Below are 24,104 nucleotides of genomic sequence, written 5' to 3'. Positions count from 1 at the left end.
CTTAGTAAGTGACCGCAGCAAGCACGCCCACCCCGGTATGTGCCGCCAGAACATCTGGCAGCGGAGTAACGGTTGCCTGGGGCGCGTTAAGTTCTTCGACAAACCGGTGTGCTTCAGCTGTATTTCCGCTGTAGTGAACAGCGACAACTTTGCCTTTTGGTGCTAGTAGACCTTCCTCAGGCATCCAGAAATCTCGGGGACGCTGCGATTCGCGCTGAATATAGTGTACTAAAGAGGCTTTAGCACGGGCGATGGTGCGGGGGCGTTCAAGATAGACCAGCTTGCCGTCGTCCACCGTTGCCACCGGTCTAATTTGGAACATCTGCCCCACGGTCGCGAGAGCGGGGTGTATACGTCCGCCCCGTCGCAGTGCTTCGAGGGTGGGTACGTAAAAGAAGAGACGGGTGTTATCGGCAACGTCCATAGCGTACTCAGCAAGTACGGGTGCCTCTAGCCCCAGGGCGCTGGCGCGCATCAGCTGCTCAACCACCAGCCCCTGAGCCATTGCCACGGTACGAGTATCAATGACGTAGACGGGAATTTTCATGTTGCGTGCAGCTGTGTGGGCAACCTGAACGGTACTCGAAAGCTCGCCCGAAAGATGCACCGAAAAGATGGCATCGAATCCCTGTGCCTCAAAATCTTCATAGATTCGGAGGAGAGCGCCCAGCCCCGGTGCTGAGGTGGTGACAGGTTCCCCCTGAATGTGGGCGAGGGTGATGCGCTCAGAAGTATCAGCCTCCGCAACCGTTGCACCGCCAACACTCACCGGCAGGGGAACCTGTGCAAACCTCCCGCTGGCAGTAAACTCCTGCACAGTCTCAGACGGTAGTGCGCAGGCGGTATCGGTAACAACGGCGATTTTAGGCATAGAACTATTCTAAGATGGTTGCCAGTTACCTGCCTCCCTCACTACCCGTAACCTCGATATGAGCAAGAACCAGCGCCCCAGTACACAGCAGAGGCAGAACCTGCCTTATAGCACAGATTCTGCCCCTCCTTACTGTTTTTGATAGCAGGTGACTAAATCACAATGTTCACGAGCTTGGGTTCACGAACAATCACCTTGCGAATCTCTGCTCCAGCCAGCGCCTTCTGGATCGTCTCAGATCCCAGCGCCAGCTTCTCAAGGTCAGCGGCGGAGATATCTTTAGCAACCTCTAGGCGGTCTTTGACCTTGCCCTTGACCTGCACCACGGCGGTGACAGTATCATCAACCAGCAAAGCGGGGTCAACGGTGGGCCAGCCAGCAGTGAGCACGGGAGCGTCATAGCCTAGAGTATGCCACATATCTTCTGCAACATACGGTGCGTAGAGAGAAAGCAGAATCGCTAGAGCCTCAGCAGCTTCACGTACTGCCGGATCCGCTGCGCCGGCACCCGAGTCGATGGTTTTACGAGTAGCGTTCACCAGTTCCATGGTCTTAGCAACCACCACGTTGAACTTACCGCTTTCAACCAGCTGAGCAGCGTCATTGAGGGTGCGGTGGGTAATGCGACGCAGGGCAACATCACCGGTGGACGCGTCCGCCCCCATCTCGCTAGTGATATCGCTGGCAATGCGCCAGGCACGCGCCAAAAACTTGGACGCACCGCCGGGGGAAACATCTGCCCAGTCGACATCATCTTCGGGCGGGGACGCGAACACCATGGTGGTACGTACCGCATCCACGCCGAAGATATCGAGCTGTTCACCCAAGTCAACACCGTTGCCCAAAGACTTAGACATTGCCTTGCCCTGGTTGAGTACCTGCCCCTGGTTCATCAGTGCCTTGAAGGGTTCACCGTGTTCAATTAGACCCAAATCGCGAATGACCTTGGTGAAGAATCGTGCATAGAGTAGGTGCAAGATAGCGTGTTCTACACCGCCCACGTACATATCGACCTGCCCCCACTTTTTCATCTGCTCGGGATCGAAGGGAGCCTGGTCATAACCGGGTGAAACGTAACGCAAGAAGTACCAGGAGGAATCCACGAAAGTGTCCATGGTGTCCGAGTCGCGCTTGGCTTCGCCGCCGCATTCGGGGCATTCCACATTGTTCCAGTTGGTAGCTGCCGCCAAAGGAGACTGACCCTTGGGCGCCAAATCTTCGCCCTTGAGGTTATCGGGAAGCAACACGGGCAGCTGTTCTTCGGGCACCAGCACTTCGCCGCACTTTTCACAGTGGATTACGGGAATGGGTGTGCCCCAGAAACGCTGGCGTGAGAGCAACCAGTCGCGCAGACGGTAGATGGTTTTACCCTCGCCAGTGCCTGCGGCTTCAATGATTTCAATAGCCTTGGCAATACCCTCAGCCTTTGACAGACCGGTAAGCTCACCAGAGTTAATGAGCGTACCTTCACCGGCAGTAGCAACACCGGTCTCTGCCGGATCGTCTTCACCAGTATCGAGAACACTCACCACCGGAATATCAAACTTCTTCGCGAAATCCAGGTCACGCTGATCGTGGGCGGGCACAGCCATAATAGCGCCGGTACCGTAGTCAGCCAGCACATAGTCAGAAGCCCAAATCGGCAATTCAGCACCGGTCAGCGGGTTAACGGCGTAACGACCGGTAAAGACACCGGTTTTCTCGCGTTCAGTTGACTGACGCTCAATATCGCTGAGCGCCTTAATCTCTTCGCGATAAGTCTCCAAAGCGTCCTGCTGGTCTTCAGCCACCAAGTCCAGTGCTAGCTGAGAGTCCGCTGCCACCACAAAGAAGGTTGCGCCGTAGAGAGTATCGGGGCGGGTAGTAAACACCGGAATACTGGTTTCTTCTTTGCCACCACCGGCAGCAACCACAAAGTTCACCTCGGCACCGCTTGAGCGACCAATCCAGTTTTTCTGCATAGCAAGGACGCGCTCAGGCCAGTGACCTTCGAGCTCCTTCATATCGTCCAGCAGCTGCTGGGCGTACTCAGTGATCTTGAAATACCACTGGTTCAAATCTTTTTTGGTTACGGCGGTGCCGCAGCGCTCGCACTCGCCGTTAACGACCTGCTCGTTAGCAAGAACGGTCTGGTCTTTGGGGCACCAGTTCACTTTGGAGAACTTACGGTAAGCTAGGCCCTTTTTGTAGAACTGCTGAAAGAGCCACTGCGTCCACTTGTAGTACTCGGGATCTGAGGTGTGCAGGCGGCGGTCCCAGTCAACGGCGATACCGTAGCGTTTGAAGGAGTTAGCTTGGGTCTCAATGTTCTTGTAGGTCCACTCTTTGGGGTGGGTGTTGTTCTTGATTGCCGCGTTTTCTGCGGGCAAACCGAAGGAGTCCCAACCAATGGGGTGCAGAACATCCATGCCCTGCTGACGCCAGAAACGAGCGTTGACGTCGCCAATAACGAATGCCTCAGCGTGCCCCATATGCAGGTCACCCGAGGGATAGGGGAACATATCGAGCACGTAGCGGTTCTCTTTGGCGGGGTCATTGGTGGGTGCGTAGACACCGGTTTCTTCCCAGTAGGGCTGCCACTTCGCTTCAATAGTCTTGAAGTCGTAGGAGGAGCCGTTCATTTCTGTCTCGTGAGACAAGGCAATTCCTTACATATACGTTGTGTGTCATCAAATCCCGTGTTGAAAAATGTAGGACTGACCGTCTATCGAGATAGAAAGCACAGCGCTACCCAACCGGGGCTTTTATGAAGTGGTTATAGTCTATCGTGTTCGGGCGAGCAGGAACTAAATATCTTCTCACGAGGTAGACCACAGATACCTCAGTGCATCAGTACACTAAACGTTTGCGCCCCGCTGCCGGTAGCTCGTGGTTTGCGAGTAAACTGGTGCCTTGTACTCGTGCGCAGTTGAGTTCGCTTGCGCCTATTTTTTAGAGACAAGGTTTCTCGCCAAGGAGGCACCCGTGGTTTTCGAACCGGTTATGCAGTCAATAGACCGCGGCAGTCAGCGCAGCGTGCAGGTCTTGGGGTCTGAAACCCACTACTGGGTCTATGGTAGCGAAAAGAACCCGCTGGCGGTGCTGGTACACGGCTTTCGCGGCGATCACCACGGGCTAGAACTCATTGCTCAGAAACTCTCTCAGAGTTTTCACGTTGTGATACCTGATCTGCCCGGTTTTGGGGTGAGTGAGTCCATTCCCAACGCTCAGCATTCTATTTCAACATACGCTAGCTGGTTGGTGGAGTTCATCGCCACTTTGAGCTCACCGCCGCAGGTTTTGGTGGGGCATTCTTTTGGCTCTATCGTGTGTACCTATGCCGCAGCAAGTCGCCCTGGCATCGCCAAGAAACTGAGTCTCATCAACCCGATTTCTGAACCTGCGCTCGAAGGGCAACAAAAGGTTGTCTCTGTTCTTGCGTCAAGCTACTACAGCGTAGGCGCGAGTCTTCCCGAAAAACTGGGGTTCGGTTGGCTACGGCTGGCACCTGTAACCCGCGCGTCCAGCCGATTTATGATGCGTACCAAAAACCCCGAGCTACGCGATTTCATTGATGCCCAACACGATGCTCACTTTGGCTCTTTCAGCAGCCGCGCCACAGTCCTAGAGGCGTATCGGGCGTCCATCAGCGAAACCGCTGCCTACTATGCCCCTGCCCTTCCGATGCCCACTCAGATGATTGTCGCAGAAGATGATGATTTAGGTTCGCTTGCGACAGCACGCGCCATGTACACTTCTTTAAACCTTGGCCGCATGGACGTCATTGAACGGGTAGGTCATCTTATTCACTATGAGACCCCCCAACGGGCGGCAACTCTGATTAAAGATTTTGTGAAGGACGCGCTGTGAAGCTCATTATTGACGCCCGCTATACCCGCACTGACTACCATGACGGGATTTCTCGCTATACAGCGTCCCTCATTGATGCGCTCAAGAATCTGGTTGATACAAAACACCCAGAGGTCCCTGCCGGTTTTGAGCTGGTTATGGCGATTTCTGATCCGGCGCAGTTGAAGATGCTCCCTGATGTACCGCACGTTAAAATTTGCTCACCCACCGGCTCTTTAGAGCTTTTAGCGGCGCGTCAGCTTAACAAGTTCTCTCCCGATGTCGTATTTTCCCCCATGCAAACTATTGGTTCTGTGGGGCGTAAATTTAAGCTGCTGCTGACCCTGCACGATTTGATTTACTACGATTACCCGACTCCTCCCAGTTTTCTACCGATGACCGTTCGCTGGGGCTGGCGTGCTTTCCACACTTCTTTTGAACCGCAGCGTAAGCTGCTTAACCGGGCAGATGCGGTGGTAACGGTCAGCCAGACCACGGCAGCTCAGATCGCTGAGCACAAGCTGACAAAGCGACCGGTTCATATTGTGCCTAACGCTCCGCAGCCCGGTTCTATCATCGGTGCTGACACCGCCATCGAACGGGCTGAACGACGCACTAAGCACCTGCTCTACATGGGGTCTTTTATGCCCTATAAGGGGGTAGAAACTTTGGTGGAAGCAATGAAGTTGCTGCCGGACTATCAGCTGCATTTGCTCTCGAAGATTAATAGCGCAGACCATATGCATCTGAGTGCTCTGGCTGGCGCCAACGTCACCTTTCATAACGGTGTGGATGAGAGCGATTACCGGCATATGCTATCGTCTGCGGCAGCCCTGCTCACCGCGTCCCGTGCCGAGGGCTACGGTCTGCCGGTGGTAGAAGCCCTGGCGGCTGGTTGCCCTGTCGTTATTTCTGATATTCCCATTTTCAGGGAAATAGCTCCGCACGCTTTCTTCGCTGCCGCCGATCAGCCCGAAGATTTTGCCCAGCATGTGCGCTGGCTAGAAGACACCGATATTCAAAGCACGCAGGTTCTTAATGGTTTAGAGGACGCAGCGGCTTATTCCTGGCAGAATTCAGCGCTGACGCTATTGCGAGTTATCAAAGATCTCTAACCCTAAGGACTAGAGAATATCTAGCCCATCGCAGCGAATTTGCACCGGTGGGTGTAGCCTCAGAGCTGAGGCGGACGCGCGTGCTGACCTGAGCATGGGGGTCACCATGGTCGCCGTGCTGTAGGAGAAGAAGAGAATGGCGCGTACCAGCGTAGTCTCTGGTTCTTCCTCGTAGAACCCTCGTGGATCGTCTAAAGGGGTGGGTCCCACAACTCTCACACCTTCAGGAATGTTCAAGGACTGCATGAAAGCGTGTACCGCAGCTGGCTCACCCGTGACCGCCGCCGTCCGCATGGCAGGTGGCAGTCCCAGCTCCCCGCGTTGGTTAAGTTCATCCAGCGCAAAGCCCACCGGGTCCCACCGCACCAGTGCTTGCAAAGCCACCGAATCGCTGGCGGTAGACACCACGCGTCCGCCTTCAGAAAAAGGACGCACCAGGGCAGCAGCGTTGAACCAGCGTCGCAGGGCTTCTTCGGGTGCTCGCAGGGAGTCTCGCTGAATCATGCGATCAGCGTCCAACAAGAGGGCGGCCGCATAACCTTTTGGTGCCACTGGCTCGGCACCGGGGGTGGCGATCACGAGGGCTGGCTCGTCATCGATTTCAGCTTTGATGTGTTCTCCTGCTGAAGAAATCACGGGTACTTGAGGAAATGCCCTGCCTAGCTCTTCGGCGGTACGCAATGCCCCCACTGAGCTCATGCGCCACTGGGTGAACCCGCACTCGTTACAAGCCCATGTGTGAACTCCACGACCGCACCACGAGCACTCGGGTGCTCCCCCGCGCTTGCCCACGGCAACCGGCCCGTAACAGTGGGTACAGCGCACCGGCATTCTGCAGCGCTGGCAGGCCAGATTGGGAACGTACCCAGAGCGCGCCACCTGCACCAGCACCGGGCCCGTCTCAAGGGCGGAACGAGCCAAATTATAGGCAAGTTGCGGAATGCGGGCAATAGCGGCAAGAGGATCTTTTGCCAGTTGGTAATCATCGCCCACAGTAAGGACGCGAGGGGTTGCCTCACGCACGGCAGGACGCTCAGCACCCACATAGGTTGCCCAGCGGGTGCGTACCAACCGTGCGCTTTCGCTGCTCAGGGAGTAGCTCATAAATAAGGCGGCTGCATCAGTGGCTGCAGCACGCAGTAAAAGTACGTCGCGGGCATGGCAGTAGGGCGCACGCGGCTCAATAAAGTTAGCGTCGGCGTCATCCCAGCATGCCACAAAGCCCAGGTTATGAACCGGTGCATAGGCGGCAGAGCGAGTGCCCACCACTAACCGCACCTCCCCGGTGAGCACTTTCAAGAAGTTCTCGTAGCGTTGAGAGGGCTTATCTGCTGCGGTCAGGCGGACAAAGTGCTCAGAGGCACCCAAACTATCGAGCGCATCTTCTAAGCGGGCGAGTGTTTTTTGGTCGGGCACCACGCCAATAGCACCGCGTCCTGTTGCTCGAACAGTGAGCAGAGCTTGTGCCATAGCATATTCCCAACGATATTCACCGGTGGCAGGTAAAAGGGTCATCACCGCCCGGGCTGAAGCACCCGCAGCGAGATCTTCTATAAACTCGGTGCCGTGAGTGTAAGCATCAAAAGCTGAGGTAGCAGGGGCTGTTACTTCTGCTGGCTCGCGCCAGAGCGAATCTAGGTCAAACACCGTAGCGGGCGGCGCTGTCTCAGCTTCAGAATCGCTCTCAGCTTCTTGGCTCTCGTGAGTTTCAGGGGTTGTCTGCGCGGTAGCAATCAAGCAATCTTCGACCCTCGCTACCCGTGGCGGCACAGCCAAACGCAGAACATCGGCAACCGTACCGCTGCAACGTTGAGCCACCGCGTCCGCCAAGTCAAAAATTTCGGGACCGACTACCGGCACCGGTGAAATAACCGTGCGCAAGGGTAGGATGCGGGTGGGGACGGAAGACTCAGCCACACGCTCTCGAATGAAACCCTGCATCTCACGCCCAGAGAACTTAACTTTGACGCGCGCGCCCACCGTGGCGCTGGCATCTAGGTGTTCGGGCACCTCGTAATCGAAAAGCCGGTCGAGGTGGGGTATATGCGAATCCAGCTGGACGCGCGCCACCGGCAACTCAACCTCGGTATCAAGTGCTGGTGCTTTAAGTTCAGGAAATCCCTGCAACAGATCTGTTTGCAGGGATCCTGAATTTTTCTGTGAACCCATGGGTTCTATTTTATGCGCCGACTGCCTGAGTGAGAGCATCTACGCGGTTTGTGCGCTCCCAGGTGAACTCTGGCTCTGTGCGCCCAAAGTGACCGTGCGCTGCCGTCTTAGCGTAGATGGGGCGGCGCAAATCGAGCTCGTTGATAATCGCCAGCGGACGCAGGTCAAAGACCTCGCGGATTGCCTTCTCAATTTTCACCGGATCAACTTTTTCGGTATCGAAGGTTTCAACGTAAAGCCCCACCGGTGCGGCCTGACCGATAGCGTAGGCAACCTGTACCTCAGCGCGGTCAGCGAGACCTGCTGCAACTACGTTTTTGGCAACCCAACGCATAGCGTAGGCAGCTGAACGGTCAACCTTCGAGGGGTCTTTACCCGAGAAAGCACCGCCGCCGTGACGTGCCATACCGCCGTAGGTATCAACGATGATTTTGCGACCGGTCAAGCCGGCATCGCCTACGGGACCGCCCTGCACAAACTGACCGGCAGGGTTAATGATGAACTTTGCCTGTGAGCTATCGAGGTCAATGCCTGCAAGAACCGGTGAGATGACCTGCTCACGCACGTCGTTTTCAAGGTCTTTGAGATCGTAGTCGGCAGCGTGCTGGGTTGAAACCACCACAGTGTCAATAGCAACGGGTACGTGATTGGAGTCGTAAGCCAACGTGACCTGGGTTTTACCATCAGGACGCAGACCCTCAAGAGTACCGTTTTTACGCACCTTGGTCAGCTGTTCCGAAAGGCGGTGAGCTGCCCAAATGGGGGCTGGCATCAAGACATCAGTTTCATTCGATGCGTAACCGAACATGATGCCCTGGTCACCAGCGCCCTGGGTATCGTAGTCATCCTTCGCCGTATTCTGGCGCACCTCAAGGGAGTTGTAGACGCCAGAGTTGATATCTAGGGACTGCTCGCCAATAGAGACGGAGACACCGCAAAACTGGCCGTCAAAACCGTGGGTTGAGGAGTTATAGCCGATATCTAGGATTGTTTTGCGCACAATCGAGGGAATATCAACGTAACCTTTAGTGGTTACCTCACCGGCAACCATAACCTGGCCAGTGGTCACCATCGTCTCAACGGCGACGTTTGATGTGGGGTCTACTGTCAGCAGACCGTCAAGAACGGCGTCTGAAATCTGATCACAAATTTTATCGGGGTGGCCTTCAGTGACTGACTCACTGGTAAAGAGGCGCAAATGCTGATTATTACTCACGTTCACCACTGTACATTCCGTACCCGTCAAGCGGGCAATGATTAATTATTATTGAGTTGTTGCGCAATACTACGCATGAGAGTCACCGCTACGTCATACTTACTGCCAGAGGCATTGACAACGTCATCTGTGCGGCGGTTCAAAATGAAAATCTCGTTGGTATCTTGCCCGAAGCCTTTAGTCTCGCCTACCTCATTAACCACGAGTAAATCGCAGCCCTTGCGTTGAAGTTTCGCTCGTCCAAATTCGAGGGCTGACGTCGTAGCATCCCCTGTTTCAGCGGCAAAACCCACAATAGTGGCAGGCAGAGAACCTGTGCCGCGCTGTGCCACCGCGTCTTTGAGGATATCGGGGTTACGCACCAGCTCTATGGTCGGTACCTGGTGAGGGTCATCAGTTTTCTTGATTTTGGAAGCCTCAAACTGGGCAGGCTTAAAATCAGCAACCGCTGCTGCCATGACCAGCACATCGTGGGTATTGAGTTCTCCCAGCACCTCGCGATGCAGTTCATCGGCGGTAGAAACCTTGATGACGCGCACATCAGCTGGAGGCTCAACCTCCATATGGGCGGCAATCAGGGTGACGTGCGCACCGGCCGCCACCGCAGCTTGTGCAATAGCAACCCCCTGTTTGCCAGAAGAACGATTACCCAAGAACCTCACGGGATCGAGTGGTTCACGGGTTCCTCCTGCGGTGACTAGGACGCGCCGTCCTGCCAGGTCACCGGCTTGAGGCTGAGCGGGGGCAGCGGCATCGAGCACTCCTCCGTCAGAACTAATAATCTCCAGCGCCTGAGCGAAAATATCTTCGGGTTCGGGCATTCTGCCCACACCCGAATCGGGGCCCGTCAAACGCCCCACGGCGGGGTCAATCACGTGATAGCCAAAAGACCTCAGCGTCTCAACGTTCTTGACTGTTGCCGGGTGCTCCCACATCTGCGTGTGCATCGCTGGAGCAAGAATCACCGGGGCGTGAGTGGTTAGCACGGTGGCACTGAGCAGGTCATCCGCGCGTCCAATCGCCAACCGAGCCATGAGATCAGCGGTTGCAGGGGCAATCACTACCGCATCGCACTGCTCAGCCTGAGCAACGTGATTAACCTGGGGTACCCGCTCAAAAACAGAGACTGACACCTCATTGCTGCTGAGTGCCTCAAGTGTAGGCTTACCCACGAACTCAAGGGCGGCAGCAGTAGGCATCGCAATAACCTCATGCCCCGCCTTAGAAAATAGACGAAGGAGCATTGTTGCCTTATACGCAGCAATGCCCCCTCCGATACCAACGACAATACGCATAAAAGTAATGTCTCTAGCAGAAAATTATTCTGATTCCGGTGCGTCTACGAACTCAACCACCGGTGCGTCAACAAATTCTTCACCGTATACATCACCGGGGAAGAAGTCAGCGCTCATAGCTTCGTGAATAATCTGACCGTTCTCGTCAAACTTTGAATCAGTCACGTGGTTAGCTTCAATCAAACCCTCGTTGATTTCGCGCATTGCAACAGACAGCGCCTTCTCGTTAGGCTCACTATCCACCAAGGGACCTACAAAATCGTAGAGATTGTCGTGAAGCTGCGAGTAGTAGGCGTTGATCTGGCGAGCACGACGCGCACCAAAAATCACCAAACCGTACTTTGATTCAGCCTTCTCAATCAGGGCATCAGCACTGGGGTTGATGATTCCTTCTTCGTTGTGAGCAGTAGCCACGAAAACTCCAAAAATTGTCGGTAAAAATGCGGTGAGTACCGCTTCTTTCAAGAACTCCATAAGCGGAGCCAAAACTAAATATCAACTATAGCCTGTTCGCAGGATTTTGGCACGCAAAAGCCCTGTGAGCCGCACCAAGAACACGTGCCTTGAGCAATTCACAGGGCATATCGGCATGAGAAAACCCTATTTTTTGTTCAGACCCATCAGGGCGATGATTTCCTCTGCGGCGCGCTCAACCTCATCATTGATAACGGTTTCATCGAACTCGACCTCAGCAGCTAGCTCGTCTTTAGCGGTCTCCAAGCGAGCTGCCTGCTCTTCTTTAGTTTCGGTGTTACGACCAACCAAACGGTTCACCAGCTCTTCCCAACTCGGAGGAGCCAAGAAAATGAACTGGGCGTCGGGCATGTTGTTACGAATCTGACGAGCACCCTGAATATCGATTTCCAAGAAAACGTGCTTGCCTGCCTCTAACGCATCCTCAACCATGGTGCGCATGGTGCCGTACTTGTAAGAGTTGTGAACAACAGCCCACTCCAGCATCTGACGGTTATCAACCATCGCATCGAATGCTTCTTCAGAAGTAAAATAGTAGTGCTCGCCGTCAACCTCACCCGGGCGAGGGTCGCGAGTAGTAGCAGATACAGAAAACCACACCTGCGGGTAGTTCTTACGAATGTAAGCAGAAACGGTACCCTTGCCCACAGCCGTAGGGCCTGCAAGTACTGTTAGTTTGGGTGCTGTTTTCTCTGCCATCTGTTACCACCTTGTGTGTTAGCGATTAAGGTAATCAATGAGCGCCTGACGCTGGTGAATGCCTAATCCACGCAGTCGCCGCGAAGACGCAATATTGAGTTCTGCCATGATAGCCTCAGCCTTTATCTCGCCAATGCTGGGGATAGAGCGAAGCAAATCCATTACTTTCAGTCTACTCAGCGCTTCGTCAGATTTCGACCGCTCAAGAACTTCTTCAACAGTTATTTTGCGCTGTTTTAAATCTTCTTTGACGGCAGCTCGTGCTGCACGTGAAATATTAGCCTTCGCTCTTGCTTCGGCTCGCTGCTCATTGGTGAGTGGCTTAATAATCATCTTTACCCCAAGTAAAAAATATCTCTATCGCGAAAGCGTCCCTGTTCCCCATTCACCGATTGATATCGGCTCATCAGGGACACTTTCGCACAAGATAGGTTATGCAATAGTTTTAGGCGGCGTTCAAAACCGTCAAGAGATCTTCGCGCGACGCTTCGGCAGCTTCGCGCAAAGAATCGGTGTTTGGACCGTGCGCCAAAACGCCACGGCTCGAATTCACCAGTACCTGTTTCTCAATTCCTGAGAATACAGAATACAGGTCAGCAGCTGTTGCACCTTGCGCACCGTAACCGGGTGCCAAAATGGGCCCGTTGAAGCTGGAGAGGTCAATCTCCAAATCTACAAGCGCCTGCCCCACAGTAGCACCCACCACCAGACCACATGAGCCCATATGGTACCAGCTGCTACGCTCGTTCTCAGCATGAGCTTGCTCGATGATAGAACGGGCTACGGACGCTGTGCCTCCGATATGCTGTACCGAGCGTCCTTCAGGGTTTGAGGTGAGCGCCAATACAAAGGTGCCACGCTGATGCTTATCAGCTGCATCTAGTGCCGGACGCAAAGACTCAAAACCCAGATAGGGGCTCAACGTCACAGAGTCAGTAGCTAACGGTGAACTACCCAACCATGAATCAGCATAGGCCTTCATCGTTGAGCCAATATCACCGCGCTTGGCATCAGCAATAATCAGAATATTTCGTACACGCGCCTCGGTGAACAACTCTTCAAGCACCTGAAAGCCAGCGGCTCCATGGCGCTCAAAGAAAGCTACCTGCGGCTTGAAGGCTGCAACGTGGTCACCGCACCCCTCAACCACAGCCTCAGTAAAAGCTCGCAGACCCTCAGCGTTATCGGGCAGTCCCCACTGCTCCAACAACTGGGCGTGCGGGTCAATACCCACGCACAGAGAACCGCGCTCGCTGATGGCTGTTGCCAGCCGATCGCCGAAAGGCATCTTTTCTACTGACGGATTGCTCATGCTCGTGCCTCGACTGAGTCAAGAAGCTGAGCTTCATGCTCCTGCAAACTCATGACGTCCCAGCTGTACTCGCGCAGAGCGTTAATTGCCTGAACCGCCGCACCAAATTCAGAGATAGTGGTGACGATGGGGCAACCGATACTGGTTGCCGCCGCGCGAATCTGGTAGCCATCACCGCGAGCCTGACCACCTGAAGGCGTATTGAAAATCAGGTTGATCTCGCCCTCGCGAATCATATCGACAATTGAGGGCTCACCCTCAGCTTCTTCACCGATCTTAGGTACAACCTGCGAAATAACGCCGTTGCGGCGGAGCACAGCAGCGGTGCCGCCGGTGGAAACAATGTCAAAGCCCAGCTGCTCTAGCATCTTCACATAGATGATGGTGCTGCGCTTATCGCGGTTAGCCACTGACACAAAGACCTTGCCTTCGGTGGGTAGCTTGGCCCCCACTGCTGTTTGGGCCTTGGCGAAAGCGGTATCGAGGTAGCGGTCAAGACCCATGACCTCACCGGTTGAACGCATTTCCGGGCCCAGCAGTGAATCAACCACAATACCCTCGGGGGTGCGGAAGCGGTTGAAGGGTAGTACAACCTCTTTGACCGCAATAGCAGTCTCATCGGGTAAGGATGCGCCGTCCATCTTGCTCGGCAAAACACCGTCAGCCTTCAGATCAGCAATGGTCTTACCCACGCCAATCAGTGCCGCTGCCTTCGCCAGCTGCACACCGGTTGCTTTAGAAACGAAAGGAACGGTACGCGATGCACGGGGGTTAGCTTCAATGACATAGAGAATATCTGAAGCAACCGCGAACTGCATGTTAATCAGACCCTTGACACCCACGCCCTGAGCAATCTTGAAGGTTGCTTCTTTGACTCGTTCAAGGATGTCGGTGCCCAAGGTAATCGGGGGCAGCGTACACGCTGAGTCACCGGAGTGAATACCTGCCTCTTCGATGTGCTCCATGATGCCTCCGAGGTACATGTCTTCTCCGTCGTAGAGAGCATCCACGTCGATTTCGATGGCGTCCTCAAGGAACTTATCAATGAGAGCGGGTTGTGAGGGCGAAACCTCAGTAGCGTTTTCAAGGTAACGTGCCAACTGAGCTTCGTCATACACGATTTCCATGCCGCGTCCACCCAGCACATAGGAGGGGCGTACCAGCACGGGGTAACCGATTTCATCGGCAATCTTCTTGGACGATTCGAAGGTGAAGGCTGTGCCGTTCTTCGGTGAAATCAGCTGAGCTTCTTCAAGGACGCGCGCGAATTCCCCGCGGTCTTCGGCAAGATCGATTGCTTCGGGGGTGGTACCCAGAATTGGAATGCCAGCCTCTTTAAGAGCCTTAGCAAGTTTCAGCGGGGTTTGACCACCCAACTGTACAAACACGCCCATCAAACCACCGGTGCGGCGTTCTGATTCAACAACCTCGAGTACATCTTCGAGGGTGAGCGGTTCAAAGTAGAGACGGGTTGACACATCGTAATCCGTTGAGACAGTTTCGGGGTTGCAGTTAACCATGACGGTCTCGTAGCCCGCCTCGCGCAGAACCAGTGAGGCATGCACACAGGAGTAATCGAACTCAATGCCCTGACCAATGCGGTTGGGGCCCGAACCCAGAATCATAATGGAAGGCTTTTCGTGGGGTGCTACCTCGTCCTCAGCATCATAGGAGGAATAGTGGTAGGGGGTGAATGCCTCGAACTCAGCTGCGCAAGTATCAACGGTCTTAAAGACCGGGCGAATACCCAGAGCGTGGCGAACACCGCGCACCACGGCTTCTGAGTTGAGGGTCAGTTCTGCAATCTGAGCGTCAGAGAAACCGTGACGCTTAGCAAGACGCAGGGTGTCAGCATCCAGATGCCCAGCCTTAGAAGAAACCTCTTCGGCAACCTCATTGAGCAGTACCAGCTGGTCCAAGAACCAGGGGTCGATAGCAGTTGCTTCGTACATCTGCTCAATGGTTGCACCGGCAAGCAGAGCCTGTTGCACCTGGTAGATACGCTCGGTAGTGGGAGTCTTCGTCTTTTCAATCAGCTCGGCAAGTTCAGCTTCGGTCAGCTCAGGCTTGACGAAAGAGAAGGACGAGTTCTTCTGCTCCATCGAGCGCATCGCCTTCTGCAGTGCTTCGGTGAAGTTACGGCCCAGTGCCATAGCCTCGCCCACTGACTTCATGGTGGTGGTCAGGGTCGGGTCAGCTGCGGGAAACTTCTCAAAAGCGAAACGGGGAACCTTAACCACGACGTAGTCGAGGGTAGGTTCGAAGGACGCCGGGGTCTTCTGGGTGATATCGTTAGGGATTTCATCCAGGGTGTAGCCCAGCGAAAGTTTGGTTGCGATCTTAGCAATCGGGAAGCCGGTTGCCTTGGAGGCGAGAGCTGATGAACGTGAGACGCGGGGGTTCATCTCGATAACGACCACGCGACCGGTGTTGGGCTCAATCGCGAACTGAATGTTGCAACCACCAGTGTCGACGCCAACTTCGCGAATCACGTTGATTGCGATATCGCGCAGCTTCTGGAATTCGCGGTCGGTGAGGGTCAGCGCGGGGGCTACGGTGATGGAATCACCGGTGTGTACGCCTACGGGGTCAAAGTTTTCGATCGAGCAAACGACCACCACATTGTCGTTGGTGTCGCGCATCATCTCTAGCTCGTATTCTTTCCAGCCTAGGATTGATTCTTCGAGCAGAACCTCGCTGGTGGGGCTGTACTGAATACCTGCACCTGCGATGCGGTAGAGGTCTTCTTCGTTGTAGGCAAGGCCTGAGCCCAAACCGCCCATGGTGAATGAAGGACGCACCACCATGGGGTAGCCGAGTTCTTTGGCTGCTTCCAGCGCTTCTTCCATGGTGTGAACAATTACCGAGCGCGCTGACTCGCCACCAGCGCGCTCTACAACGCCCTTGAACGCCTCGCGGTCTTCACCCAGGTTGATTGCCTCGATGTTCGCACCAATCAGCTCAACCTTATACTTATCGAGAATTCCCGCTTCGTCCAATGAAATCGCGGCGTTGAGCGCGGTCTGACCGCCCAGGGTCGGCAAAATCGCGTCCGGCTTTTCCTTAGCGATAATCTTCTCAATCACCTCAGGGGTAATCGGCTCAATATAAGTGGCATCAGCAAACTCAGGGTCAGTCATAATGGTAGCCGGGTTGGAGTTCACCAGGATGACGCGCACGCCCTCTTCTTTGAGCACGCGCAGTGCCTGGGTACCCGAGTAGTCGAACTCAGCTGCCTGACCAATAACAATGGGGCCAGAACCAATAACAAGAATACTGTTCAAATCTTTTCTGCGTGGCATAGTGTGAGGTTCTCTCTTAGTTCTTCTTCTCGAGCATCAGGTCAATAAAACGGTCAAAGAGGTAGGCAGAGTCGTGAGGACCTGCCGCCGCTTCGGGGTGGTACTGCACACTAAAGGCAGGAATATCTAGGCAGCGCAAGCCCTCAACCACCTGATCGTTCAGACCAACGTGTGAGACCTCAACGGTGCCGAATTCAGCTTCGGGTGCCTGTACGGTGCCTTCAACCGGCGCGTCCACAGCAAAACCGTGGTTCTGGGCGGTGATTTCTACCTTGCCGGTGAGCTTATCGAGCACGGGCTGGTTGATGCCGCGGTGACCGAAAGGCAACTTGTAGGTGCCAAAGCCAAGGGCACGACCCAGTAGCTGGTTACCAAAGCAGATGCCAAAGAAGGGAGTGCCCTGCTTGAGAACGCTCTGCAGAAGCTGCACCTGGGTATCGGCGGTAGCGGGGTCGCCAGGACCGTTCGAGAAGAATACGCCGTCAGGGTTATAGCCGTTGATATCTTCAAGAGTTGAAGAAGCAGGCACCACGTGAACACGCACACCGCGCTCAGCAAAACGCTCGGGGGTCATTGACTTGATGCCCAGATCGACAGCAACGAGGGTTGCCTTGGGCTCTGAATCCCAGCCGAAGTTCTTGGGTTCAACGGTGTACGCCTCATCGATTGATACTGAATCAGCGAGGGCGCGACCAGCCATCGGTACAGAGTTTTTGACCTCGTCGAGCAGTTCTGCTTCAGGACGCTGCGCAGCGTCTGCGCTAAAAATACCGGCACGCATCGAACCAGCTGAGCGCAGGTGACGGGTGAGGGCGCGGGTATCAATACCCTGAATGCCCACGATGCCCTGCTCAATAAGTTCTTCATCGAGGGTGCGCTCGCTACGCCAGTTGGAGGCACGGCGGGCGGCATCGCGTACCACATAACCAGCAACCCAAATCTTGCGAGATTCCGCGTCTTCCTCGTTAACACCGGTATTGCCGATGTGCGGTGCGGTTTGTACAACAATCTGACCGGCGTAGGAGGGGTCGGTCAGGGTTTCCTGGTAGCCGGTCATGCCGGTGGAGAACACAGCCTCACCGAGAGTTGAACCGGTTGCACCGTAAGCGGCGCCACGGAATACAGTTCCGTCTTCAAGGATTAGAAGCGCCAGCTTCTGTGCTGAATTTGTAGCCATGAATCCTTTTCTTTCTGTGTCAAAAATGAGTATAAGTGTGTGGTTTATAGGGAGGGCAGTTCTTGGGCCGCGTGCGGTGCGATAGTGCAAATCTCTTGCAGCAGCATGGGCTTATGCTCAGCGAACTGGGTTCGGAACCCGGTATCGAGCTTTGCCTGACCGTGCTGCCAAGAGACCATCACGAGCCCGTCTTTCTCAACGAACTTTCCACTCATGCCAGCCTCAGTACGTACCGCAATGATATCGGTGACGGGTATGAAAAGATCATGAGCACCCTCGCGAGAAATAATCAGCGCGTCCTCGTAGACCAACACGGTAGCTTTAGCTTTAACACCTAAGCTGTGTACCGCCACTCGGTCAAGCCAGTCTCCCATGACGGTGGTGGCAACGTAGGTGCCAGGTACGCCAATCGTTGAAGCACGTTGGTCATAGCCGGCGGGCACCACCGCAAGAGTAGGTAGGTTTTCTTGGCGGCGTTGGCGGTTTCTCCATCCCAGCCACATCAGTGAGAACACCGCAATCACAATTCCGATGCAGATGAGGGTGGGTATAAGCCTAGTTTCCACGACAACGGTCTCCCCTGGTCTTAGCGGTTGGGTGTAGCAAGTTTTCCGTCGAGCACGGTGGGATGACCCTTATAGAAAGTCGCCTGAACCTTGCCGGGTACCTCCATGCCGCGATAAGGGTTGTTCTTGCCCTTGGTTGCCTGAGCATGTGGGTCAATGACGCGCTTGGCTGCGGGGTCTACCAGCACAAGGTTGGCGGGCTCTCCCTCTGCCAGCGGACGTCCCTGCTCATGTGCCAAACCAATTTCGGCGGGCTTGGTGCTCATAATACGAGCTGCATCAGCCCAGGTAATCTTGCCGGTATCAACCAGGGTCATCTGAATGACAGAGAGCGCCTGTTCCAGACCTGTCATGCCGTTAGCCGCACACGCCCACTCCACCTCTTTAGCTTCGGTGGGGTGCGGGGCGTGGTCAGTACCGATGACATCGATAGTGCCATCGGCAATTGCATCGCGCAGAGCCATGACGTCTTCTTCGGTGCGCAGGGGCGGGTTGACCTTGTAGACCGGGTCATAGGTTCGTACCATTTCTTCGGTCAGAATCAGGTGGTGAGGGGTCGCTTCGGCAGTGACATTGATGCCACGCTGCTTTGCCCAGCGAATAATATCGACGCTGCCTTTGGTGGAGAGGTGGCAGATGTGGACGCGTGATCCCACGTGCTCAGCCAAAAGTACGTCACGAGCGATGATAGCTTCTTCAGCTACTGCGGGCCAGCCTGCCAGACCCAGCTCAGCTGAGACGGTACCCTCGTTCATCTGGGCGCCTTCGGTGAGGCGGGGCTCCTGGGCATGCTGGGCAATAACACCGTCAAAGGTCTTGACATATTCAAGGGCGCGGCGCATCAAGGCAGGATCCCACACACACATACCGTCATCTGAGAAAACGCGAACTTGAGCACGGGAGTTAGCCATAGCCCCGATTTCAGACAGACGCTCACCCTTGAGACCAACAGTGACAGCGCCCACCGGGTTAACATCAACCCAGCCAGATGCCTTGCCTAAGGCGTGAACCTGCTCCACCACGCCTGCGGTATCAGCCACCGGGTTAGAGTTAGCCATCGCGAATACAGCGGTGTAACCACCCAAAGCTGCAGCCTGAGTACCGGTCTCTACTGTCTCGGCGTCTTCCTGACCGGGTTCACGCAGGTGGGTGTGAATGTCCACTAAACCGGGCAAAGCAATCAGGCCCTCGGCGTCAATAACAGTGGCACCATCAGCGTCAAGATTCTCACGCACACGGGCAATTACACCGTTTTCAATCAGCAAATCGGCGGTGGTTTCGCCCAAGAGGGAAGCACCCTTAATTAAAAATTTCTCGCTCATAGTCATCTTCCTTAGTATGATGCGTGAGGGTAAAAGTCGTCGGCGCTACCGCCGGTCATCAGAAGGTATAGCACCGCCATGCGCACCGACACGCCATTAGATACCTGGCGCAGCACCCACGAACGCTCAGAGTCAGCGGCAACAGCACTAATCTCAAGACCGCGGTTCATGGGGCCGGGGTGCAGAACGGCGGTTTCATGTTCCATCGCGTCCAGCTGAGCAAAACGCTCGGGGGTCAAACCCCACAGACGGGAATATTCTTCAGCGGAAGGAAAGAAAGCAGCATGCATACGCTCGCTCTGAATACGCAGCAACATAACCGCGTCCAGACGGGTTTCAAGAGCATCATCAAAGTTGTAAAAAACTTCACAGGGCCAGTTCTCTACACCCACCGGTAACAGGGTGGGCGGCGCGACGAAAATAGCCTCAGCGCCCAAGGTGTTGAGCAACCACAGGTTTGAACGTGCCACGCGAGAGTGCAAGATATCGCCTACAATGGCTACACGCATACCGCTTAGATCCATACCGCGGGTTGGCTCACCGGTGACCTGAGACTTAAACTGGCGCAAAGTCATGGCATCTAGGAGTGCCTGGGTAGGATGGGCGTGAGTGCCATCGCCCGCGTTGAGCACAGGAGCGTCAATCCACCCTGCCTCTGCCAAACGCTGAGGAGCACCCGATGCTGAGTGGCGAATAACCACAGCATCAGCGTTAATAGCAGCTAAGGTCTGGGCTGTGTCCTTGAGTGATTCGCCCTTAGACACCGATGAGCCCTTGGCTGAGAAATTGATAACGTCTGCTGAGAGACGCTTCTCTGCTGCCTCAAAAGAGAGTCGAGTGCGGGTGGAATCCTCAAAGAACAGATTGACCACAGTGCGACCGCGAAGCGCGGGGAGCTTCTTGACCTCTCGTGTTCCGACCTCAGCCATGTAATCAGCTGTATCGAGAATATTCAGTGCCTCGTCTTTGGTGAGGTCTTTAGTATCAAGAAGGTGACGCATATGCCCTACTCCCCCTGTGAGATTTCTACGCGGTCATTGTCACCGTCAATATCAGTGAGAACTACTCGCACCTTTTCATCGGACGAGGTGGGCAGGTTCTTACCCACGTGGTCGGCACGAATCGGTAGCTGACGGTGCCCTCGATCAACGAGCACAGCCAAGCGCACAAGTGCCGGTCTACCGAAATCGTTGAGAGCGTCAAGAGCCGCACGAATCGTACGACCCGAGTAGAGCACATCGTCTACAAGAATTACTTTTTTACCGTCAACGCCACCGGTAGGAAGTCGCGTGGGCTCGGGAGATTTGCCGGGGTGAGAACGCAAATCGTCACGGTACATGGTGATATCTAACTGCCCTAAAGAAGATCTGATATCAAAAGAAGAATCGTTAGCAGCTATTTTTTCTGCCAGGCGCTGGGCAATCGGAAGCCCCCGACGGGGGATGCCCAAGAGAACGACATCTTGGGTTCCCTTATTCGTTTCAATAATCTCAAATGAGATTCGAGTCAATGCTCGATCAATGTCGGCTGCTGTGAGAATCACTCGGGGCTCAGTTGATACACCGGTGTCAGTCATAGTGCCGGCCTCCTTCCCCGCCTCTCAGGACGGACTTAAAGGTTGCTTGCTTGATGCCTAACTTACCATGTCAGCCACCTTTTCGCGTCCGTATGACACCTGTGAGCTACAAAAATCGCTTACACCTCGCGCTATCATTCTTGGGCACACGGTGTTCTTCTTCATCAAGCACCCTAGGTAGCACAAAGGAGCCGGATTATTCATCACAATGCAATGAATAACCCGACCCCTCAATGTTTTTGCGCTCTTAGAACCCCAAGGACGAACGCACACTCAGCAATGCTGTGTTCGCGGTGAGGTATAGGTGCCGTTTAGGCAAGCAGGGTGGGTTTAACCTGACGTAGTCGATCCAGCAAACCGTTGACAAACTTTGGCGAGTCGTTAGTCGAGAGAACTCGAGCTAAACCGGCTGCCTCAGAAATTGCTACGGCATCAGGAACATCGTCGTTGAAGAGTAGTTCCCATGCGCCAATACGCAAAATAGTGCGGTCTACATCGGGCATGCGATCAACGCTCCAGCCCTTGGAGTAGGTTTCAATGTACTCACGAATTTCTTCGTCGTGTTCCACTACTCCACGAACGATTTGTTCTGAGTAAGTAGAAATTTGCGCAGAGGTGTGCGCGCGGCGTCGCACGAGGGTATCGAGTACAGTATCGCCCCGTTGCTCCGCTTCGAAGAGCACTTCGAGTGCTCGCAGGCGTGCTTTAGTTCGTGAATTCATATGAAAAACTACCCTTAGTCGTTGACGCGACCGAGGTAGTCACCGGTGCGGGTATCAACCTTGATTTTGGTGCCCTGTTCAACGAAGAGGGGAACCTGAATCTCAGCGCCGGTCTCAACGGTCGCGGGCTTGGTGCCTGCTGATGAGCGGTCGCCTTGAAGGCCGGGCTCGGTGTAGGTGATTTCGAGTACAACTGAGGCGGGAAGCTCGATGTAGAGCGGTGAACCGTCGTGCATAGCGATAGTTGCGTTCTGGTTTTCGAGCATGTAGTTAGCTGCATCGCCCACTACAAGACCGGGTACATAAATCTGATCGTATGTCTTCAGATCCATGAAAACGTAGTCATCGCCATCCTGGTAGAGGTACTGGTAATCTGAGCGGTCAACGGTTGCGGTCTCGACCTTTGCGCCAGCGTTGTAAGTACGGTCTACAACCTTGCCGGAGGTAACATTACGCAGCTTGGTGCGCACAAAAGCGCCACCTTTACCGGGCTTGACGTGCTGGAATTCGAGGACTGACCACAGCTGGCCGTCAATCTTGAGAACAACGCCGTTCTTGATGTCACTGGTAGTTGCCAACCGACTCTCCTTTAGTATGGGGTTTTCAAAAAACAAATGAACGTAAGCAATTCTAACGGGTGGAGCACTAGAAGTAAGCCCTTGGCTGACGTGTTCTGCGCCAACTTATTGAGTGATGTCACCAGCTGTAATATACAGGGCAGGAGACACCACTCTTGGTGTACCGTGTTTATACCTCAGACGCGATTTCTTGGTAGGTGGCAAAAAGAATCGAGTCGTCTGGAACCTCCATAATGCGCGGTTTGCCCGGTGCGTCAAGAACTACAAAGCGCAGCAGGGATCCGCGGGATTTTTTATCGCGACGCATAGCTTCAAGCAGTTTCTTCCACTGGTCACCACGGTAGCTAGTGGGTAGTCCCAGAAGCTCGCAGATGCGGCGAGTTCGATCAACGGTAGCTTCATCCAGGCGTCCTGCGGCAAGGGCAAGTTCGGCAGCAAAGACCATGCCAACAGCCACGGCTGCACCGTGACGCCACTGATAGCGCTCATTGAACTCAATAGCATGCCCAAAAGTATGACCGTAGTTCAAGAACTCACGTTTACCCGATTCTTTGAGGTCCTCAGAGACCACGGCAGCTTTGACTCGAATAGCTCGCTCAATCAGATCGCGCACCACATCAGACTGTGAGTCTTTGAGCTTTTCGGGGTTAGCTTCGATGATGTCAAGAATCTCAGTATCTGCGATAAAACCGCACTTGATGACCTCTGCCATCCCAGTGAGTAGCTCGTTTTCGGGCAGGGTACGCAGGGTACCCAACTCGCACAGCACAGCAGCGGGCGGGTGGAAAGCACCCACCAGGTTCTTACCCTCAGCAGTGTTAATACCGGTTTTTCCGCCCACTGCCGCATCCACCATGCCCAGCAAAGTGGTAGGTATGTGTACAACACGCACGCCGCGCAACCAGGTAGCGGCTACAAAGCCGGCAAGGTCGCTGACAGCACCGCCACCGACGGAGATAATCGCATCCGTGCGGGTGAAATCATTCTGCCCCAGTACCTGCCAGCAAAAAGCGGCAACCTGAACATGTTTGCCCTCTTCAGCATCGGGAATTTCGGCGCTAAAGGTCTCAAACCCGACCTTACGTAAGTCGGTCATCACGAGTTCACCGGTTGATCGCAAGGCACGCGGGTGAATCACCAGAATACGCTGGGTACGCTGACCCAAAATCTCGGGGATTCGAGCCAGCAGATTATGCCCCACCAATACGTCGTAGTTTTCTGAGGGCTGGTTACCCGTGACCGAAATAGTTGTTATCTCGTGTTCGGCACTCATGAGTTTGCCTTTCGTGTACTCAGAACAAACTGCTGAATCTGCGCAGTCATGTCTGTGATGGTCTGTGAACCGCTAGCGTTGAGGGTAAACGACGCTAACGATTCGTAGCGTCCGCGGCGGGCAGCAAAGATTTCTTGCCATTTTTCAACCGGGTTGGGTTGCAATAGCGGACGGTTTTTGTTTCCTACAATGCGCGGAGCTACGGTCGCTACGTCAATAGAGATATAAATAACCGTCTCATGCGCCAAGAGCTCAGCTACGGCTGGGGTCATGACAGCTCCCCCACCCAATGAGAGAACGGTGTTACGGTGGGCAGGATTTTCCAAGATTTCACGAATAATCTCTGCCTCGCGTTGCCTGAAACCAGCTTCGCCGTACTTCTTAAAAATGTCGGGAACAGCCCCGTAGCGTTCAACCAGTACCTGGTCGCTGTCAATAAACTCGTAGCCGTAAAAGCGCGCTAAATGCATACCGATGTACGACTTACCAGCAGCCATCGGCCCAATAATAACGATGGGGCGATGCCTGTCAGCAAATTCTTCTTGAAGTTCGCGAACCTGTTGCGGATCAATAAAGTCCGCGCGAGATCTTCGCGCAGGTGACGTCATT

At 54.5% G+C, this 24,104-nt stretch carries 21 protein-coding genes; 2 read left to right on the top strand and 19 right to left on the bottom strand.

The annotated features are described in order from the left end of the window. Window position 1 precedes the first annotated feature (1 nt). Window positions 2-871 carry a DegV family protein gene (locus JTP09_RS00525; RefSeq protein WP_204875847.1) on the bottom strand — a complete coding sequence of 290 codons (870 nt, stop codon included), beginning with the start codon at window positions 869-871 and terminating at the stop codon, window positions 2-4. A 152-nt stretch (window positions 872-1,023) separates the two neighbouring features. Then, window positions 1,024-3,492, bottom strand: a complete 2,469-nt coding sequence (gene leuS / locus JTP09_RS00520) for a leucine--tRNA ligase (protein ID WP_204876593.1) — start codon at window positions 3,490-3,492, stop codon at window positions 1,024-1,026. A gap of 343 nt (window positions 3,493-3,835) precedes the next feature. Between leuS and JTP09_RS00515 the strand changes: the two genes are divergently transcribed. Both JTP09_RS00515 and JTP09_RS00510 read left to right on the top strand, forming a co-directional pair. Beyond that, on the top strand, window positions 3,836-4,720 hold the full coding sequence (locus JTP09_RS00515) for an alpha/beta fold hydrolase (RefSeq protein WP_370592454.1): 885 nt from the start codon (window positions 3,836-3,838) through the stop codon (window positions 4,718-4,720). Next, on the top strand, window positions 4,717-5,814 hold the full coding sequence (locus tag JTP09_RS00510) for a glycosyltransferase family 1 protein (protein ID WP_204875845.1): 1,098 nt from the start codon (window positions 4,717-4,719) through the stop codon (window positions 5,812-5,814). The genes JTP09_RS00515 and JTP09_RS00510 overlap by 4 nt, the downstream gene beginning before the upstream one ends. Window positions 5,815-5,823: 9 nt before the next feature. Here the strand turns inward: JTP09_RS00510 and JTP09_RS00505 are convergent, their stop codons facing one another. The 17 genes from JTP09_RS00505 to JTP09_RS00425 all read right to left on the bottom strand — a co-directional run bounded on the left by JTP09_RS00505 (window position 5,824) and on the right by JTP09_RS00425 (window position 24,103). After that, on the bottom strand, window positions 5,824-7,983 hold the full coding sequence (locus tag JTP09_RS00505; RefSeq protein WP_239478535.1) for a primosomal protein N': 2,160 nt from the start codon (window positions 7,981-7,983) through the stop codon (window positions 5,824-5,826). A 10-nt stretch (window positions 7,984-7,993) separates the two neighbouring features. Then, window positions 7,994-9,199 carry a methionine adenosyltransferase gene (gene metK / locus JTP09_RS00500; protein ID WP_204875841.1) on the bottom strand — a complete coding sequence of 402 codons (1,206 nt, stop codon included), beginning with the start codon at window positions 9,197-9,199 and terminating at the stop codon, window positions 7,994-7,996. 41 nt (window positions 9,200-9,240) lie between these two features. Then, window positions 9,241-10,494: a bifunctional phosphopantothenoylcysteine decarboxylase/phosphopantothenate--cysteine ligase CoaBC gene (coaBC, locus tag JTP09_RS00495; protein ID WP_204875839.1), complete on the bottom strand. Its 1,254-nt coding sequence runs from the start codon at window positions 10,492-10,494 to the stop codon at window positions 9,241-9,243. A gap of 24 nt (window positions 10,495-10,518) precedes the next feature. After that, window positions 10,519-10,908 carry a DNA-directed RNA polymerase subunit omega gene (gene rpoZ, locus JTP09_RS00490; RefSeq protein WP_240333873.1) on the bottom strand — a complete coding sequence of 130 codons (390 nt, stop codon included), beginning with the start codon at window positions 10,906-10,908 and terminating at the stop codon, window positions 10,519-10,521. A 186-nt stretch (window positions 10,909-11,094) separates the two neighbouring features. Then, on the bottom strand, window positions 11,095-11,667 hold the full coding sequence (gmk, locus tag JTP09_RS00485; RefSeq protein WP_204875835.1) for a guanylate kinase: 573 nt from the start codon (window positions 11,665-11,667) through the stop codon (window positions 11,095-11,097). Between the two features lie 18 nt (window positions 11,668-11,685). Continuing rightward, window positions 11,686-12,000 (bottom strand): integration host factor, actinobacterial type, encoded by a 315-nt coding sequence (mihF, locus tag JTP09_RS00480; RefSeq protein ID WP_204875833.1) that lies wholly within the window; start codon window positions 11,998-12,000, stop codon window positions 11,686-11,688. Window positions 12,001-12,112: 112 nt separating this feature from the next. Further along, a complete protein-coding gene (pyrF, locus tag JTP09_RS00475; RefSeq protein WP_204875831.1) occupies window positions 12,113-12,979 on the bottom strand; it encodes an orotidine-5'-phosphate decarboxylase in 867 nt (288 codons plus the stop codon). Next, window positions 12,976-16,281, bottom strand: a complete 3,306-nt coding sequence (gene carB, locus JTP09_RS00470; RefSeq protein ID WP_204875830.1) for a carbamoyl-phosphate synthase large subunit — start codon at window positions 16,279-16,281, stop codon at window positions 12,976-12,978. The genes pyrF and carB overlap by 4 nt, the downstream gene beginning before the upstream one ends. A gap of 16 nt (window positions 16,282-16,297) precedes the next feature. Further along, window positions 16,298-17,458 carry a glutamine-hydrolyzing carbamoyl-phosphate synthase small subunit gene (carA, locus tag JTP09_RS00465; protein ID WP_204875828.1) on the bottom strand — a complete coding sequence of 387 codons (1,161 nt, stop codon included), beginning with the start codon at window positions 17,456-17,458 and terminating at the stop codon, window positions 16,298-16,300. Between the two features lie 44 nt (window positions 17,459-17,502). Continuing rightward, the gene (locus JTP09_RS00460; RefSeq protein WP_370592453.1) at window positions 17,503-18,024 is read right to left on the bottom strand and encodes a hypothetical protein; all 522 of its coding nucleotides are present in this window, start codon (window positions 18,022-18,024) and stop codon (window positions 17,503-17,505) included. A 20-nt stretch (window positions 18,025-18,044) separates the two neighbouring features. After that, entirely contained in the window at window positions 18,045-19,346 is a 1,302-nt protein-coding gene (locus JTP09_RS00455; protein ID WP_204875824.1) for a dihydroorotase, read from the bottom strand. A gap of 11 nt (window positions 19,347-19,357) precedes the next feature. Continuing rightward, complete coding sequence (locus JTP09_RS00450) at window positions 19,358-20,347, bottom strand: aspartate carbamoyltransferase catalytic subunit (RefSeq protein ID WP_204875822.1); 990 nt, start codon at window positions 20,345-20,347, stop codon at window positions 19,358-19,360. A gap of 5 nt (window positions 20,348-20,352) precedes the next feature. After that, window positions 20,353-20,922, bottom strand: coding sequence for a bifunctional pyr operon transcriptional regulator/uracil phosphoribosyltransferase PyrR (pyrR, locus tag JTP09_RS00445; protein ID WP_204875820.1), 570 nt, complete (start codon window positions 20,920-20,922; stop codon window positions 20,353-20,355). 311 nt (window positions 20,923-21,233) lie between these two features. After that, window positions 21,234-21,644: a transcription antitermination factor NusB gene (gene nusB, locus JTP09_RS00440; protein WP_204875818.1), complete on the bottom strand. Its 411-nt coding sequence runs from the start codon at window positions 21,642-21,644 to the stop codon at window positions 21,234-21,236. A 14-nt stretch (window positions 21,645-21,658) separates the two neighbouring features. Continuing rightward, window positions 21,659-22,222 (bottom strand): elongation factor P, encoded by a 564-nt coding sequence (gene efp / locus JTP09_RS00435; protein ID WP_204875816.1) that lies wholly within the window; start codon window positions 22,220-22,222, stop codon window positions 21,659-21,661. Between the two features lie 169 nt (window positions 22,223-22,391). Beyond that, complete coding sequence (aroB, locus tag JTP09_RS00430; protein WP_204875814.1) at window positions 22,392-23,495, bottom strand: 3-dehydroquinate synthase; 1,104 nt, start codon at window positions 23,493-23,495, stop codon at window positions 22,392-22,394. Then, window positions 23,492-24,103, bottom strand: a complete 612-nt coding sequence (locus tag JTP09_RS00425; protein WP_204875812.1) for a shikimate kinase — start codon at window positions 24,101-24,103, stop codon at window positions 23,492-23,494. Before JTP09_RS00425 ends, aroB begins: the two co-directional genes overlap by 4 nt. Window position 24,104: the final 1 nt, after the last annotated feature.

The sequence above is a fragment of the Rothia sp. ZJ1223 genome (assembly GCF_016900985.1).
Classification (GTDB): domain Bacteria; phylum Actinomycetota; class Actinomycetes; order Actinomycetales; family Micrococcaceae; genus Rothia.
This window is presented reverse-complemented; position numbering and strand designations above follow the sequence as displayed.

Coding starts and splice junctions, on each gene's coding strand:
- aroB (WP_204875814.1), bottom strand. CDS start 23,495: ATGAGTGCCGAACACGAGATAACAACTATTTCGGTCACGGGTAACCAG.
- JTP09_RS00425 (WP_204875812.1), bottom strand. CDS start 24,103: ATGACGTCACCTGCGCGAAGATCTCGCGCGGACTTTATTGATCCGCAA.
- carB (WP_204875830.1), bottom strand. CDS start 16,281: ATGCCACGCAGAAAAGATTTGAACAGTATTCTTGTTATTGGTTCTGGC.
- JTP09_RS00455 (WP_204875824.1), bottom strand. CDS start 19,346: ATGAGCGAGAAATTTTTAATTAAGGGTGCTTCCCTCTTGGGCGAAACC.
- pyrF (WP_204875831.1), bottom strand. CDS start 12,979: ATGAGCAATCCGTCAGTAGAAAAGATGCCTTTCGGCGATCGGCTGGCA.
- JTP09_RS00505 (WP_239478535.1), bottom strand. CDS start 7,983: ATGGGTTCACAGAAAAATTCAGGATCCCTGCAAACAGATCTGTTGCAG.
- pyrR (WP_204875820.1), bottom strand. CDS start 20,922: ATGACTGACACCGGTGTATCAACTGAGCCCCGAGTGATTCTCACAGCA.
- JTP09_RS00525 (WP_204875847.1), bottom strand. CDS start 871: ATGCCTAAAATCGCCGTTGTTACCGATACCGCCTGCGCACTACCGTCT.
- JTP09_RS00450 (WP_204875822.1), bottom strand. CDS start 20,347: ATGCGTCACCTTCTTGATACTAAAGACCTCACCAAAGACGAGGCACTG.
- carA (WP_204875828.1), bottom strand. CDS start 17,458: ATGGCTACAAATTCAGCACAGAAGCTGGCGCTTCTAATCCTTGAAGAC.
- leuS (WP_204876593.1), bottom strand. CDS start 3,492: ATGAACGGCTCCTCCTACGACTTCAAGACTATTGAAGCGAAGTGGCAG.
- gmk (WP_204875835.1), bottom strand. CDS start 11,667: ATGGCAGAGAAAACAGCACCCAAACTAACAGTACTTGCAGGCCCTACG.
- mihF (WP_204875833.1), bottom strand. CDS start 12,000: ATGATTATTAAGCCACTCACCAATGAGCAGCGAGCCGAAGCAAGAGCG.
- coaBC (WP_204875839.1), bottom strand. CDS start 10,494: ATGCGTATTGTCGTTGGTATCGGAGGGGGCATTGCTGCGTATAAGGCA.
- nusB (WP_204875818.1), bottom strand. CDS start 21,644: ATGAATTCACGAACTAAAGCACGCCTGCGAGCACTCGAAGTGCTCTTC.